Raw genomic sequence first — 13,628 nt, 5'->3', positions numbered from 1 at the left:
CCGTTCGCGTCCTCAGAAGATTCGATCTCTCAGTAGACGAGCGTCGCGCCGGTCGGCTTGTCGAGGGCGGCAGCTAGCGAGCGATATTCGGAGCTGTCGGTGCCGGCGAGCGAGGCGATCTTGTTCAGGTGATACTGCGCCTGTTCGCGGTTACCCTGCTCGAGCTGCCAGAGGCCGTAATACTGCCAGGTGCGGACGTGGTTCGGATCGTCCTTCAGCGCGATCTCATAATAGAGCTTCGACGACTGGTAGTCGCCGAGCTTGCGATAGGAGTAGCCGATCAGGTTGGCGACGTCGGCGACGTCGTCACGCTTGAGCTGCTTCAGTTGGCCGATCGCATCCGTATAGTCGTGCTTGTCGTAGATCGTGGTGTACGCGGTCCGGTACGCCGCGAGGAATTTCGGATCGCTGACGGAAGAGCTCTTCTTCTTGCCCTTCTTGGTCGATGTATCGGACTTCGGCGGCGAGGAGGGCTCGTCACTGCCGGCGGCATAGGCGCTGGTCAGAGCCGGTCCGGCCGCCAAGCTCATGGCGACAAGTCCCGGCACAAGAAGCGTTGCGAGTCTGCGCATCTAAGTTCTCCCGAATGGAACGTGGCGATCCTACACGATTGCCTAAAGACCGGAACACCCGGGCGGCAAAAACATTCCCTGCCGCCTCTGGGCGGTTCGGCGGCCGCAAGATGACAAACTTGTCATCCAGATGAACGGAAGCCTGCTACGCGCTTCAGAACGGGTTCAGCGCGCGCCGTCTAGGCTCTCCCCCATGATCGAAGAGTTGGCGAGAGGGCGCCGCCTCAAGATCCTTCCAAGAGGAGACCACCATGTTGAAGACCATTTCCGCAGCCTTGCTCGCAGCTTCCGTCATCGCCGCTCCGGCCTTCGCCAAGGATGCCGCCAAGACCCCCGCGACTGCCCCGGTGATCAAGGCGGACCAGACCCAGAGCAAGGTCTCGACCCCCGCTGCCAACCCCGACGCCGGCGTCAAGGCCGATGCCAAGACGGCTGACAAGACTGCCGACATCAAGTCGCCTGCCAAGGTCGATACCAAGACCAAGGCGATGAACGCCAACGCCGCGGTCACGCCGGACGAACGCAAGACCGTGCGCACGCATCGTCATCACCACAAGCATCTATCGGCCAAGAAGTCGCTGAAGACGCAATCGGGCCTCACCAAGCCGGTGACGACCGAGAAGCGCAGCTAACGACTGACCCCAGCGAGGCGGCGTCCCTGGCGTTGCCCCGTCGTCTCGCGCGGAGTTCAGGCCCGGCCCGTTCGTCAAGCTTCGCGTCATAGCGCGAGGTGCTGACGGCGGGCCGGTGCGCCGTTTGCGGAAGCGAATTCCCTTTGCGCAACCTTGGGGCTAGAACGTCTGCCGAACCGACTGACTGGAGAATTTGATACCTTGGGGCAATTGGCGAAACGCGCGATGGTCCTGTTGCTGCCTCTGGCGCTCGCGGCCTGCTTTGGCGATGGTGACCGTCCGTCCCTGATGGAAGGGGCCCAGGCCGGCGGCCCGCAGCCGTTTCCCGACAATTTTCGCGGCGACGCACTCGCTCTGATTCACGCCTATCTCAACAATCCGGTCGGCGTGCGCGACGCCAGCATGGCGGATCCGGTGCTGCGTGAGATCGGTGGACGGCAATTCTACATCAGCTGCCTGCACTTCACGCCGCGGGAGACTGACGGCAGCTACAAGGCCATGCGCGAGCGCGCCGTCGTCTATGTCAATGGCAGGGCCGACCGTGTCGTCGATCGCGCCAGCGAGCTCTGCGCCGGCGCGGTTTACGCACCCTTTCCAGAACTGGAAAAGATGACGCGGTAGCGCAAAGCCCGCCTTCATCGCGGACTGCTAGATCAAGAGCTGCCGGAGCTGCTGGATCACATTTTGGCGAGCTTTGAACGGGGCGGGTTTGCCTTGCGACAAATCGTTACGGCAAGTTTTGCGCGAACGAAAATCGTCGCGGCAAGCGGACGTGACGGAACAAAATCGCGATGTTGCCGTCCCGTCACAGTAACGAGCGATCAACGTTCCGGCATCGCCGCGAAGCAACCAAATTCACGCCACGTTGTTTCCCGAGGGTCGAATTTGAAAGAACGGGGATGATCATGAAGAGGTTTTTGCTGGGCGCAGCAGCTCTGCTGGCGATGGCCGCACCGGCGGCCGCTGCAGACATGCAGCCGCGCCCCTACACCAAGGCTCCGGCCTACACGCCGCCGCAGGTGATCTACAACTGGACCGGCTTCTATATTGGAGGCCACGTCGGCGGCGCCTTCGCAGGCGACACCACCTTCCAGTCGAGCGACGCCCGCTTCCTGGGTGGCGTGCAGGGCGGCTTCGACTACCAGTTTGCGCCCAATTGGGTGGTGGGTGTCGAGGCCCAATATTCCTGGCTGCCGACCAACAACAAGGGTGTCACGTTCCCGCTCGGGACGCAGGTGACATCGAACACGGACCAGATCGGGTCGGTGACGGGCCGCCTCGGCTACACCTGGGGCCCGGCCCTGCTTTATGCCAAGGGCGGCTACGCCTGGCGCAATGGCGGCCTCGGCGTCAACGTCGCCGGCGTGCCGCAGCCCTTCACCGCCAGCGGCAACAGCAAGGACGGCTACACCGTCGGCACCGGCCTCGAATACATGTTCGCGCCGAACTGGTCGGCCAAGGCCGAGTACCAGTATTACAATTTCGGTAGCACGACGATCACCTCAGGTCCGGCCGACGTCGTCGGCGTCCGCGGCCGGGACGACGAGCATACCGTCAAGGTCGGTGTGAACTACCGCTTCGGCTGGGGTGGCCCGGCCTCGCGCTACTGAGCCGCCCGGAGCAACCACGACCACGATCCGACAAAGGCCGGCTTTCCGCCGGCCTTTTGTTTGTCGGCGCCTGTTGTTTTCATTGTGTGAACCATCTGGCGCGTCATTTGCAAGCCAACGGTCTTGCGGGCGCATTCTCTCGCGTGTCACGGGCATCGGGTAAAGCAAAAATAATTTTTGCGACTTACGGAACTCGTGCTCCGGTACGCGGATTAGGGCAATAACCGGGCTGGTGGGATGACGAACATGCGTATCTTGGCGTCGGTGGTGGTCGTCGCGTGCTTCGCCGCGCTCCCCTGCGCTGCCCAAACAATCCTCAAATCCGAGCCTCTGATGTTGGCACCTTACGAGGTCGCCTTCGTGAAAGACGCCTCCTGTCCCTCCGGCAAGGTGCTGAAGGTTACCGGAGCAATCCGCGGGCTGCATCGCCGCAAGGCTTGCGTGTCGCTCGCCGGTGAGCAGGCATCGCTGGCGATCGCGACACCCTGAAGCGCGCTTTGCACCGAAGCACGTCTTAGCCGGGGCTCACGAACCGAGCTGAAGCTCCATCCTGGATTCCCGCTCCGCCTCCGCCTTGTTCTTGGCGGGATCCTCGCCTTGGGCGGCCCGGCAGGATTTGATCTCGTAGTCGTTGTCGAGCACCCGGCGCGGACCGGGCCGCTCGTCGTCGGTCCCGACGTCCACGACCAGCCCGCTCCGTTGCGCGAGCTTCCAGACGTCGGCTTCATCAGGATAGGCCTTGCTGATCTGGCTGTCGTTGCAGAACAGGGCGTAGGGCATGCTTCCCGCTCCCGGAAAACGCGTTAACGGCTTACGGGCGCGGCCGGTTCCTGAGCTATCACGGGCCCGTGATCGGCGATGGGTACTTGGATGCAAGGCGCGGGACCTGAGTCCTTAACGAGTCCTGAATCCTCCAAAAAAGAAACCTTGGGACTCGTTTGGCGGAATCAGCGGATGTTTTCGGCCATGACGACCGACCTCAAAACCTGCTGTGGGCACCTGCTCCTGCCACTGACGCTGGCACTGATCGGCGCCTGCGCAGCCAATCTTTGGCTGGTGTGGTCCTGGTTGTAGGCGGGCGGTCCGATCCTACTTGCGAGCCGTCGGGGACGCGTCGATATCGCGGATGGCGGCGCGGAGCTTGGTCAGTGTCGCCACACAATATTCCTCGCGTTCGCGCTCGAACCGCTCCTGATGCTTCCTGAAATTGGCGATGCGGGTCTGCATCTCGCTGCGGAAGTCGCTACCCATTCGCGGTGCGGGGGTGAGCAGGGGCTGGGGCGCCGGAGGGTTGATCTGCGGGGGCGGATCGGCCTGCGCCTGTTCAAGCGTCACGGTCGTGGCCCGGACGGAAACGCTCTCCGTTGCCAGGACCGGAGCAGCTGCAGCGGTATCCGGCTGACGGAAATCGTCCTTCTTGCCAGCAACCGATTGCACGAAGGCCAGCGTCTGCGCGATCAGAGCGTCGCGCTCCCTGATCCACTTCATGATCCACCACCCTGTTTGACCCATTCCACCAAAGCCGGGGCACCGAATCAAGAAGGTTGACCGGGGGTTGCATATTTTTCCCAGTCGCCTGACATTAGTCGGATGGATTCCAGCGCCGACCCGTCGGGCGAAGTGCAGGGCTTGCGCCTTGTGCGCGCCTTCCTGTCGCTGCCGCCCGAGAAGCGGGCGCAGGTGATTGCGTTCGTCGAGGATCTCATGCGTGCCCATGTCCGACCAGATGACTGCCGGGAGGCCTCCCCGGATCACTAGCGCTGGCGCGGATGCCCGTTCGCTAGCCCGCGGAACGCCTTGAAAGGAGGCTCAAGCTTACGCAGGGCTTACGACCAGGCGCGATTGGGTATTTTTCCGTAACCTCATTCACGACGCTTATTATCAAATGTTAATTTCCTCCGGTTCCAATGCGGCCGCTGGGACAGTTCCGGCGTAGGAACCGGGTATTGAAGGCGGCTGCGAATGAGCTTTTTGAATAATTTGAAGATCGTGTTGAAGGTTGCGCTGATCGTGACCGTGATGGGCTGTGCCCTGGTTGCGGTTGCGGCCTTTGGCATTCGCGAGTTGTCGGCGACGGTCGACGGCTTCAGCGAGCTGACCGCAATGCAGTCGGCTGCGCTCAACCTCACGCGCGCCCAGCGCCGCATCGAGACCTATCACGCGGCCCTCTATGCGGTCATGACCGAGACGACCGAGGCCGGCAACGCCAATCGCCTCAAGGTCGCGAACCAGAACCGCAGTGAGGTCGGCCAGTACCTGACTGCAGCGGAGGAGAACGACCCGGCGCATGCGAACGAGGCGAAGAGCGTCAGTGAGCAGCTAAGGGCTGCCTTTGCAGGCTGCGATCCGGTGCTTCAAGCCGGGGCGGCTGCAAACAGTCCGGAGGAGAATGCCAAGGCCGCTGATCGTGCTCACAAAGAGTGCGACCCGCTGATCGACGCGGCTCTCGATCGCATTGCCAAGTTCACGAGCGAGACGTCCAAGGCGGTGACCAAGCGCAAGGAAGCGATCGAGGCCGACGCCAAATCCGCGACCTGGACCGTCATGAGTGTCAGCGCCGGCGGCCTGATCATCGGCATTGCGATTGCGCTCTTCATCGGCTTCGTGGCGATGTCGAAGCCGATTGCCCGTCTCAAGGCCACCATGGAGGGCTTGGCGCGCAACGACCTCCGGACGGAAGTGCCCGACAAGGACCGCCGCGACGAGATCGGCGAGATGGCCAAGACCGTCGAGGTGTTCAAGACCAACGCGATCGAGGTCGAGCGCCTCAAGGCCGCGCAGGTGCAAGCCGAGCAACAGGCCGCTGAGCAGCGCCGCCGCGACATGTTCAACCTTGCCGATGGCTTCGAGCGCGCGGTCGGCGAGATCATCGATACCGTCGGATCCGCTTCCACCGAGCTCGAAGCCTCGTCCTCGACGCTCGCTACGACGGCGCAGCGCGCCCAGGAGTTGACCTCGGTGGTCGCGGTCGCCTCGGGCGAGGCCACGGGCAACGTTCAATCGGTTGCGACCGCCACGGAGGAATTGTCGTCCTCGGTCAACGAGATCAGCCGGCAGGTGCAGGAATCCGCACGGATGGCGAGCGAAGCTGTCAACCAGGCGCGCACCACCACCGAACGCGTCAGCGAGCTCTCGATTGCCGCCACGCGCATCGGCGACGTCGTCGAGCTGATCAACACCATTGCCGGCCAGACTAACCTGTTGGCGCTGAACGCCACCATCGAGGCGGCACGGGCAGGCGAGGCCGGCCGCGGCTTTGCCGTCGTCGCCTCCGAGGTGAAAACGCTCGCCGAGCAGACTGCGAAGGCGACCGGCGAGATCAGCCAGCAGATCTCCGGCATCCAGACCGCCACCCAGGACTCCGTGACGGCGATCCGCGATATCTCCGCAACCATCGAGCGGCTGTCTGAAGTGTCCTCGACCATTGCCGCCGCCGTCGAGGAGCAGGGCGCCGCGACCCAGGAGATCTCGCGCAACGTTCAGCAGGCCGCTCACGGCACCCAGCAGGTCTCGGCCAACATCACCGACGTGCAGCGCGGCGCCGCTGAGACCGGTTCGGCCTCCTCGCAGGTGCTCTCGACCGCGAAGATGCTGGCAACGGACAGCACCCGCCTGAAGGACGAAGTCGGCAAATTCCTGCGGACGGTGCGCGCGGCCTGATCCCGCGCGACCACGGCCCGGCGGCCCCGCGCCGCCGGCGCGCCGCTGCTCCTATTGCGGCAGCAGGAACGCCATCGCGATCGCGAAAAGGAAGAACGTTGCGACGACGGCCGTGACGGCTCCGGCGATGATTTTGGCGTTTTCTCGGCTGGTGTAGGAAGGCATGCGGTGCGCATGCTACCTCATTCAGACTGTTGATCCAATCTGTGGTCGCTCGCCGTCCCCGCGCTTTTCCTGCGAAGAACATCCACATCATGGGTAGCTGAAGCCACCCTGATGCGGTCAGGTGGCGAGCCGTGCCTGGAAGAATTTCGTGACCCGATCGATCGCATCCCGAGTCATCGGGTCTGTGTCCGAGAAATCAAAGCCGTGGGCTCTGCCGGGATAGGGCACGAATTCGGTGTCGGCGCCGGCCAACTTGCCGAGCGCAACCAGCTGCCGGCCTTCCTCGATCGGGACGTTCTTGTCGGCCTCGCCGTGCAGCACGATCAGCGGCGGCAGGTGCTTGATCTTCGTGGCCATGGCGTGAGGCATACCGCCATAGAGCACCGCGAGGGCTGCGATGCGCCTGTCACGCGCGGCCGCTTCGGCGGCGATGTAGCTGCCGAGCGAGAAGCCGAGGAGGCCGATGCGTCCCGAACTGTCGGATCGGCCGAGGACATCAGTCACGGTGGCGGCGACCGTGTCGGCCCAGCCGTCGAACCGCTTCGTTTCATAGGCCTCACGGACCTCGTGTGAGGTCGACGTCAACGCAGCCATGTCGGCTGTCGTCATGTAGCGGAGAAAATAGGTGTCGATACCCCGCGCCGTCAGCGAACCCGCATATCGCTCATAGGCGCGCGTCCTGAGCTCGATGCCGCGGGCGCCGTGCAGCGCGATCACGGCGGGACGCCTGTCCGATCCGGCCGCCGCATAGCGCGACACGGAGAGGCTGTCCCCGCCGGAGGTGACATTGAGCTCTTCGCCGGGAGTGCCGCGTGCGGCGATGGGCGCTAGCAGGGTGACGAGGCCGGCTGCAGCGGTTCGTCGGGTGATCATCAGCGAACTCGCTCGCGGGAGATTTCGGATTGAATGCCGTGCCCCTATAGTATGCTTGCGACGGAATCTTGACGCGAGTCCCATCCGATGATCTCCCATCGTCCCGCTGTGCTCGCCCATGAGCGGTTCGTTGCCGACCGTGAGAATTTTGCAGGTCTCGACCTCGCCGCGCGTTTTGAGAGGATCGCGCGAACCAATTTGTGGGGAGCTGCGACCTCGGTCTCGGGCCTCGGGTCGGAAGATCCTGCCACCGCGGCGATCCGCGATGCTCTGCCTGGCCTGCTGCATCGGCTGGGCGCGCGTTCGCTGCTCGATGCGCCCTGCGGGGATGCCGGCTGGATCGGCAGCATGCAGCTCGATGTCGACTATATCGGCATCGATATCGTGCCATCGCTGATCGCTGCCAACGGCGCCCGCGTCGCGCGAGGCGAGTTGCGCGGCCGTTTTCTCGTCGCCGACATTACGCGCGATTCCCTGCCGCGCTGCGAGGTGATCCTGTGCCGCGACTGTCTCGTGCATCTGAGCTTTCAGAACATCGCGCGCGCTATATCCTGCTTTCGCGCCAGCGGCGCGCAATTCCTACTGGTCACGACCTTTCCGGAATGGGACGATAACAGCGATTGCGAGGACGGCGATTGGCGGGCGCTCAACATGACGAAGCCGCCTTTCGGCTGGCCGCCGGCGCGCGAATTGATCAACGAGCGCTGCGGCGAGGGCGGTGGCGGCTGGCGCGACAAGAGCCTCGGGCTCTGGCGGCTGGATGAGTTGCCCGCCAGCTGAGCGCGCCTGACGCCCGGCCATCATCGCCGCGGCTTAAGCGGACATCGAAGCAATGAATGCAAGGAGTGGAGTCTATGATCGACGCCAGATGCAGCTGCGGCGCGCTTGCGCTGTCGCTTCCGGGACCGACCAACCTGGTCGCGGCCTGTCACTGTCTCGAATGCCAGCGGCGGACCGGCGCGCCGTTCGGCGTTGGTGCTTTCTATCCGGTCGAGGCGGTCAAGATCTCAGGAGCGCCGAAGGAATATGTTCGCGCCGGCGAGAGCGGCGGCAGGGTCCGGTGCTATTTTTGTTCCGATTGCGGCTCGACGGTCTTTTGGAAGCCGGACAAATTGCCGTCGATGATAGGCGTTGCCGTTGGTGCAATCGCTGACCCCAATTTCCCGGCGCCGATCAAATCGGTGTTCGAGCGGTCGAAGCATGCATGGGTCAATATCGACGGCACGGACGTCGAGCATCTGCAGCACGGCAGCCTAACGAAGACTTCGAGCTGAGGGATGCGCATCGCGCGCTGGTGCCGGCTGAGGGGATTGAACCCCCGACCTTCGGTTTACAAAACCGCTGCTCTACCGCTGAGCTAAGCCGGCGACGCCTCGAGAAAGGCAGGCGGAGGGCCGGCATGCGCCGGGCTGCGCGCCCGCGCGTCGCAATACCAGACTTGATCGGAAAGTGCCAGAACCGAGCGCGATCCCGCGGGCACGAAACAGGCGGCTCTGGGCCGCCTGTCCGCTGCCTGAACGGCTTGGCTTACTGGCAGATATGCCGGCGGCCGTCGTCACCCTTGAACCAGGTGCCGGGCGTGCAGACGAACCCGTTGCGCTGGGCATAGGTGCGGGTGTCCCAACCGCGATTGTCGTAGGCGTAACTGTTGTCCATGGCGCGGAACGGGGCTGTTGCAATCGCGCCGGCGGTCCCGATCGCGGCGCCCGCGACATCGCCCGCAACGTCGGTCGGCCAGAAGCCGGTGTGAGTCCTGTTCCAGTCGCCATTGCTCTGTCGGTAGCTCACCCGGTGATGGCGATATCCGTGGCGTCCGAGATTCTGGCAGGAGGGATCAGTGGATTGCACCGAGCAGCGCTCGGGATTGGTGACGACCGATTGCGCCATCGCGGAGCCGGTCACCATGGTTGCTGCAATCGCCGTCGCGCCGAGGAGTTTCGTGATCGTCATTAGTTGTCTCCCTTCGAATTGACGGGGAGCTAAATGTCGTGCCGCGGCGGTCGTTCCGAAGCAGCAGGCTGATTTTCCGCAAATGTCGGTCAAACGCACGTGAGTGAATGGAACAAGGTCTGCCGCCGTTAACACTTCGCTAGTGCGCGTCGCAGCATTTGAGCAGCGCGAGATCCTTACGCGTTAGGCTTACCTGAATTTGCTCAACTGGCCTTAACCCTCTCTGCGTCGCGATCGGATAGTTTGCGGGCCGGATAACCGGGGCTCTTCCATGCGCGCATCTGCGCTCGCAATCTTTCTGATCGGACTGCCCGCGACGGCCTTTGCCGGCGGCGGCTTCGATCTCGTCGTGCCGGGCCGTCCCGGCGTGCCCATCATCATCAACAACATCGATGCGTCCTACGCCGTGGTCGAAGGCGTCTGGGGCCTTGGCAAGAACGTCCAGGTGCAGCCCACGATCTATGGCGGGGTGTACGTCCCGGAACGGCAGCCCTCCGATGTCGGCCATTATTATCCGAGCCTGGGCTTGCAGCCCGGCTACGGCCGCCTCGAGGTCGAGCCGCCGGCGAACCGCAAATTGCCGAAGCCGGCGGAGAGCTACCACCAGAGCTGGGGCGCATCGTCCGCGCCGCTGCCGCCGCAAATGGATGTGCCGGTCAACCCACCGCCGGTGATCCTGGCGCCCGAGATCAACGACTATCCGCGACCACCACGACCCCGGCCGCGCACAGGAATGCCCGGCAGGCCGCCGGGCTAAAGAAACGTCGGAATCCACAAGACGGAAATCAACAGGAGAGAGTAATGCGTCAGATGATTTCGGGACTGGTCGCGGCGGCTGCCGTGATGTTTGCGGGCGCCGCGCCCGCCATGGCCTGCGGCTTCAGCCCGTGCCAGCCGGTTGCGCCGGTCTATTCCGGCTGCAACACCGGTTGCGGTGGTTATGGCTACGGCGCTGCTTACGGTTATGGCTATGAGCGCCTCGCCCAGCCGACCTCGCAGTACTACTACGTCAACCAGGGTCCGACCTACACCGGTCCGGGCGCGTTCGCGCCGTATCCGACCTACCAGGAAGACGCGGTCGTCGCCCCCGCCAATTATGGCTACGGCTATGGCTATCGCGCGGCTGCCGTCGAAGCGCCGGCTGCCTATCCCTATCGCCGCCCGTACTACCGTCCGTATCGCTACGGCTACGGCCCGCGCTACGGCTATCTGCCGCGTCCGCATTACGGCTATGGTCCGCGCTATGGCTACGCCCATCGCTATCAGCCGTACTATGGCGGCCATCGCGTGCTGCGGCGCTATTACTGATCTCTGATCGGCTGAGCCAAAGAAGCGCCGTTCGCTCAATGCGGACGGGCGCTTTGCCTTGTCTCCAAAACAACCCCATGCACAGTAGCCGGGGACAGCGCGATCAATGAGTTACGCGCCAGTAAAAATCATTCGAGCGTAGCCCGGATGGAGCGCAGCGAAATCCGGGATTCTGGTGCGACGGTCCCGGATTGCGCTGCGCTCCATCCGGGCTACGAATCTTAAGAAAAAACGAAATGCTGTTGATCCGTCGGGCAAAACAGATGTATTATGGCATCGTCGGAATGCGCGCCTAGCGCTTCATCAAGCCCAGCCTGACGGCACCGACATAGAGCGAGAGCACCGCGGCATTCGAGACGTTGAGGCTCTTGATCTCCCCGGGCATGTCGAGCCGCGCCACCACGCTGCAGGTCTCGCGCGTCAATTGCCTGAGGCCCTTGCCTTCGGCGCCGAGCACCAGGGCGAGCGGCTCGCGCAATGCCACGTCCGAGAGATCCTCGCTGCCCTCGCTGTCGAGGCCAACGGTCTGGAAGCCGCGCTCGTTCAGAGCGGTCAGCGCACGCGCGAGGTTTTGCACTGTTACCATGGGCACCAGCTCCAGCGCGCCGGAGGCGGCCTTGGCCAGCACGCCGGTTGCTTCCGGACTGTGACGGGCGGTGGTCACGATCGCCTTCACCGCGAACGCCGCGGCCGAGCGCAGGATGGCGCCGACATTGTGCGGATCGGTGATCTGGTCCAGCACCAGCACCATGCCTTCCTGCTTCAAGGTCTCGATGTCGGGCGAGGGCAGGGGATCGGCCTCGGCGAGCAGCCCCTGATGCACGGCGTCGGGCGAGAGCAGGCGGTCGATCTCCTGGGGACGGACGATCTCGGGCGCGACCGGGCTCGCGATGTTTTCATCGGCCAGGCGCCGCGCGGCGTTCTCGGTCAGCGTCAGCTTGCGGATCCGCCGCTGTGGGTTGGCGAGGGCCATGGTGACGGTGTGCCAGCCATAGAGGATGACGGGGCCGTCGGGGTGCGAATCGCGTTCGCGCCAGGCCGGCCGGCCAGCCGATTTTCCTGTTCTGTTGAAGGGCTTAGCCCCGCCGCGGGGCCCCCTCGGAGCAAATTTTTTGTCCTTCATGGGCTCGCTTGTGTCACGGGTGCCGGAATATGGCAATTTGGGTGGCTCCAAGGGCGATTTTAGCTGTTCGCCTCGGTTGACTTTGCCCCACCGCTTCGCCCATAAACGCGCCCGGTCGCGCCCCCATCCGGGCTGTCGCGGCCTTCACGTTCCATGGCCGTTTTCGGTCCGCCGGCAAGGTCCGGCCCGATTGTGCTGCCGTCGAGCGGGGGAGTGTCCCGAGTGGCAAAGGGAGCTGACTGTAAATCAGCCGCCTCATGGCTTCGCAGGTTCGAGTCCTGCCTCCCCCACCATCCTGCTTCGCGCTAACGCGCTTCGCAAGATTTGCAGCCTTCCACTGCGCGAAGCAGGATGCCCTCCGAAGCCTTGGCGTCGGATCTGGACAAGAGTCGGGTTCGGGCCACGCGTTCGCGAAGAAGAGTCTCTGGTGAGCGTAAGCGAAGACGAACTTTCCGCCACCCCATCATCTCCCTGAGCATCGGCATCACCTTCCGTGCGTAAAGCGCGATACTCTTCATCAGCTTCTCGTGCGGCAGCGGTCCCGCCGAGTATTTCAATTGAAACCGCGCAAGGCCGAATGTCTTGGCCGGCTTGTGGTGCTGTCGCGCAGCAGACTCTCGATCCACTCCCGGCAGAGCCGGCGATCGCCTCCATGATTTTCTAACGCTTACCTAAGGTAGCGATCATTGCGGTCTGCGCGCATGTTGATCACTGGCTGCAGCCCGACATTCATTACACTGGAAATAGTGGGCCATGTGTGAGCTAGCCGACACGCATTGATGTCCGGCACTCCTAACATCCCGGACGGTCAACATGCGGAGTGACGATACGAGAAAGGTGATCAGTCATGCCAACCAGAGAGCAGCTCGCCCACATTAGCCCCGTCGATGGCGACGGCGCATCTATCGTTCAGAACGACGACGGTTCGGTCACGACATCCTGGCCTGACGGTACCGTCCGCGTCGACGAATCCGACGGAAGGGCAATGGTCACTTTCCCTGACTTCGCGGTTCTCAATATCGAGACCGACGGAACCATGACCCTCAACGACGTTAATGGCAATCCGCTGGACGTTACTACGGGAGCGCCGCTGTCCGGCTCATCCGATGATCCTCCCACACCACCGCCGACGACAGTCGAAGAGCTCAGCGAAGTCCTCGAGGGGGTGAGTGCAATCCGCGACCTGGCAGCAGCCAAAGGCATCCTGCGCGCATTCGGGGTCGCCGCGGTGGTCGACAAGCAATATGGCGCGCTGTTCGAGCTTGCGTCCGCTTTCGGCGAGGCGCTCAAGGGCGAACTGTCGCCAACCAGCTGGTTCATCCAGCCGGTGAAGATGCTGCTCGCGGTGATCAAAGCCCTCCAGACGGAAGAGCGCGGAGCGGCCATGCGGTCATGGTGCTACACCGTGGCCTATGACGCGATGGCCATGGGGGTCCCTCCGGAGCCGAATTTTTCCGGCAGCCTCCAGGGTGCCGATCAGGACGCGTTGGACAAGCAGTGGTGGGATGACGCCCGCAAGCAGGCCCAGGACCAGCTCGCCGACGGGCAGGGCGGGATCGCCCTTCGCAACCGGGTGACGCTGCTGATTGCCAAATGCAGCGGAGATCCCGCGACCGCGGTCACCGAATTGTGGGCAGCAGCGTGCAAGCAATCGGGTGACGACGGCAACGCCGGACTGCTCGCCGCATATCCCAATCTGTCCTGGCCGCAGCCGACCGGCGCCTGACCGGATTGC

General features: G+C 63.6%; 17 protein-coding genes, 2 tRNA genes and 1 pseudogene. 12 read left to right on the top strand and 8 right to left on the bottom strand.

Annotated elements, in window-relative coordinates; translation table 11 throughout:
- Nucleotides 1-29: 29 nt before the first annotated feature.
- Nucleotides 30-572 carry a tetratricopeptide repeat protein gene (locus AOQ71_RS11125; protein ID WP_057745863.1) on the bottom strand — a complete coding sequence of 181 codons (543 nt, stop codon included), beginning with the start codon at nt 570-572 and terminating at the stop codon, nt 30-32.
- Between the two features lie 251 nt (nt 573-823).
- On the opposite strand from AOQ71_RS11125, the gene AOQ71_RS11120 reads away from it, so the two are divergent.
- From AOQ71_RS11120 to AOQ71_RS11105, 4 genes are all read left to right on the top strand, one after another.
- Nucleotides 824-1,204, top strand: coding sequence for a His-rich protein BRANT (locus AOQ71_RS11120; RefSeq protein ID WP_057745858.1), 381 nt, complete (start codon nt 824-826; stop codon nt 1,202-1,204).
- A gap of 225 nt (nt 1,205-1,429) precedes the next feature.
- On the top strand, nt 1,430-1,825 hold the full coding sequence (locus AOQ71_RS11115; RefSeq protein ID WP_057745855.1) for a hypothetical protein: 396 nt from the start codon (nt 1,430-1,432) through the stop codon (nt 1,823-1,825).
- A 284-nt stretch (nt 1,826-2,109) separates the two neighbouring features.
- On the top strand, nt 2,110-2,814 hold the full coding sequence (locus tag AOQ71_RS11110) for an outer membrane protein (RefSeq protein WP_057745938.1): 705 nt from the start codon (nt 2,110-2,112) through the stop codon (nt 2,812-2,814).
- A 246-nt stretch (nt 2,815-3,060) separates the two neighbouring features.
- Nucleotides 3,061-3,303: a DUF6719 family protein gene (locus AOQ71_RS11105; protein ID WP_057745935.1), complete on the top strand. Its 243-nt coding sequence runs from the start codon at nt 3,061-3,063 to the stop codon at nt 3,301-3,303.
- A gap of 36 nt (nt 3,304-3,339) precedes the next feature.
- On the opposite strand, the gene AOQ71_RS11100 is transcribed toward AOQ71_RS11105, so the two are convergent.
- Together AOQ71_RS11100 and AOQ71_RS11095 are read right to left on the bottom strand one after the other, a co-directional pair.
- Nucleotides 3,340-3,594, bottom strand: a complete 255-nt coding sequence (locus tag AOQ71_RS11100) for a hypothetical protein (RefSeq protein ID WP_057745852.1) — start codon at nt 3,592-3,594, stop codon at nt 3,340-3,342.
- 309 nt (nt 3,595-3,903) lie between these two features.
- Nucleotides 3,904-4,302, bottom strand: a complete 399-nt coding sequence (locus AOQ71_RS11095) for a hypothetical protein (protein WP_057745849.1) — start codon at nt 4,300-4,302, stop codon at nt 3,904-3,906.
- Nucleotides 4,303-4,404: 102 nt separating this feature from the next.
- Between AOQ71_RS11095 and AOQ71_RS46275 the strand changes: the two genes are divergently transcribed.
- Together AOQ71_RS46275 and AOQ71_RS11090 are read left to right on the top strand one after the other, a co-directional pair.
- Nucleotides 4,405-4,572 carry a hypothetical protein gene (locus AOQ71_RS46275; protein WP_167353973.1) on the top strand — a complete coding sequence of 56 codons (168 nt, stop codon included), beginning with the start codon at nt 4,405-4,407 and terminating at the stop codon, nt 4,570-4,572.
- A gap of 204 nt (nt 4,573-4,776) precedes the next feature.
- Complete coding sequence (locus AOQ71_RS11090; RefSeq protein WP_057745847.1) at nt 4,777-6,474, top strand: methyl-accepting chemotaxis protein; 1,698 nt, start codon at nt 4,777-4,779, stop codon at nt 6,472-6,474.
- A 282-nt stretch (nt 6,475-6,756) separates the two neighbouring features.
- On the opposite strand, the gene AOQ71_RS11085 is transcribed toward AOQ71_RS11090, so the two are convergent.
- Complete coding sequence (locus tag AOQ71_RS11085; protein ID WP_057745843.1) at nt 6,757-7,512, bottom strand: dienelactone hydrolase family protein; 756 nt, start codon at nt 7,510-7,512, stop codon at nt 6,757-6,759.
- Between the two features lie 87 nt (nt 7,513-7,599).
- Between AOQ71_RS11085 and AOQ71_RS11080 the strand changes: the two genes are divergently transcribed.
- Nucleotides 7,600-8,292, top strand: coding sequence for a class I SAM-dependent methyltransferase (locus tag AOQ71_RS11080; protein WP_057745840.1), 693 nt, complete (start codon nt 7,600-7,602; stop codon nt 8,290-8,292).
- Between the two features lie 74 nt (nt 8,293-8,366).
- Nucleotides 8,367-8,786, top strand: coding sequence for a GFA family protein (locus tag AOQ71_RS11075; RefSeq protein ID WP_057745836.1), 420 nt, complete (start codon nt 8,367-8,369; stop codon nt 8,784-8,786).
- An 18-nt stretch (nt 8,787-8,804) separates the two neighbouring features.
- On the opposite strand, the gene AOQ71_RS11070 is transcribed toward AOQ71_RS11075, so the two are convergent.
- Nucleotides 8,805-8,879: transfer RNA gene (locus AOQ71_RS11070), tRNA-Thr, on the bottom strand.
- Nucleotides 8,880-9,039: 160 nt separating this feature from the next.
- A complete protein-coding gene (locus AOQ71_RS11065) occupies nt 9,040-9,462 on the bottom strand; it encodes a hypothetical protein (RefSeq protein ID WP_057745833.1) in 423 nt (140 codons plus the stop codon).
- Between the two features lie 271 nt (nt 9,463-9,733).
- Here AOQ71_RS11065 and AOQ71_RS11060 point away from each other — a divergent pair, with 271 nt between their 5' ends.
- Together AOQ71_RS11060 and AOQ71_RS11055 are read left to right on the top strand one after the other, a co-directional pair.
- Entirely contained in the window at nt 9,734-10,219 is a 486-nt protein-coding gene (locus tag AOQ71_RS11060) for a hypothetical protein (RefSeq protein ID WP_057745830.1), read from the top strand.
- Nucleotides 10,220-10,263: 44 nt separating this feature from the next.
- Entirely contained in the window at nt 10,264-10,770 is a 507-nt protein-coding gene (locus tag AOQ71_RS11055) for a hypothetical protein (RefSeq protein ID WP_057745826.1), read from the top strand.
- 292 nt (nt 10,771-11,062) lie between these two features.
- Here the strand turns inward: AOQ71_RS11055 and rlmB are convergent, their stop codons facing one another.
- The gene (gene rlmB, locus AOQ71_RS11050) at nt 11,063-11,893 is read right to left on the bottom strand and encodes a 23S rRNA (guanosine(2251)-2'-O)-methyltransferase RlmB (RefSeq protein WP_057745822.1); all 831 of its coding nucleotides are present in this window, start codon (nt 11,891-11,893) and stop codon (nt 11,063-11,065) included.
- A 207-nt stretch (nt 11,894-12,100) separates the two neighbouring features.
- Between rlmB and AOQ71_RS11045 the strand changes: the two genes are divergently transcribed.
- Nucleotides 12,101-12,186: transfer RNA gene (locus tag AOQ71_RS11045), tRNA-Tyr, on the top strand.
- A 165-nt stretch (nt 12,187-12,351) separates the two neighbouring features.
- On the opposite strand, the pseudogene AOQ71_RS47620 reads toward AOQ71_RS11045, so the two are convergent.
- A pseudogene (locus AOQ71_RS47620) lies at nt 12,352-12,480 on the bottom strand (LLM class flavin-dependent oxidoreductase); the annotation flags it as partial.
- A 260-nt stretch (nt 12,481-12,740) separates the two neighbouring features.
- On the opposite strand from AOQ71_RS47620, the gene AOQ71_RS11035 reads away from it, so the two are divergent.
- Complete coding sequence (locus tag AOQ71_RS11035; protein WP_157083483.1) at nt 12,741-13,619, top strand: hypothetical protein; 879 nt, start codon at nt 12,741-12,743, stop codon at nt 13,617-13,619.
- The last annotated feature ends 9 nt before the right edge of the window (nt 13,620-13,628 follow it).

Source organism: Bradyrhizobium manausense, from assembly GCF_001440035.1.
GTDB classification, from domain to species: Bacteria; Pseudomonadota; Alphaproteobacteria; order Rhizobiales; family Xanthobacteraceae; genus Bradyrhizobium; species Bradyrhizobium manausense.
Note: the sequence above shows the minus strand (reverse complement) of the source record. Positions and strands in the feature narration are given on the sequence as shown.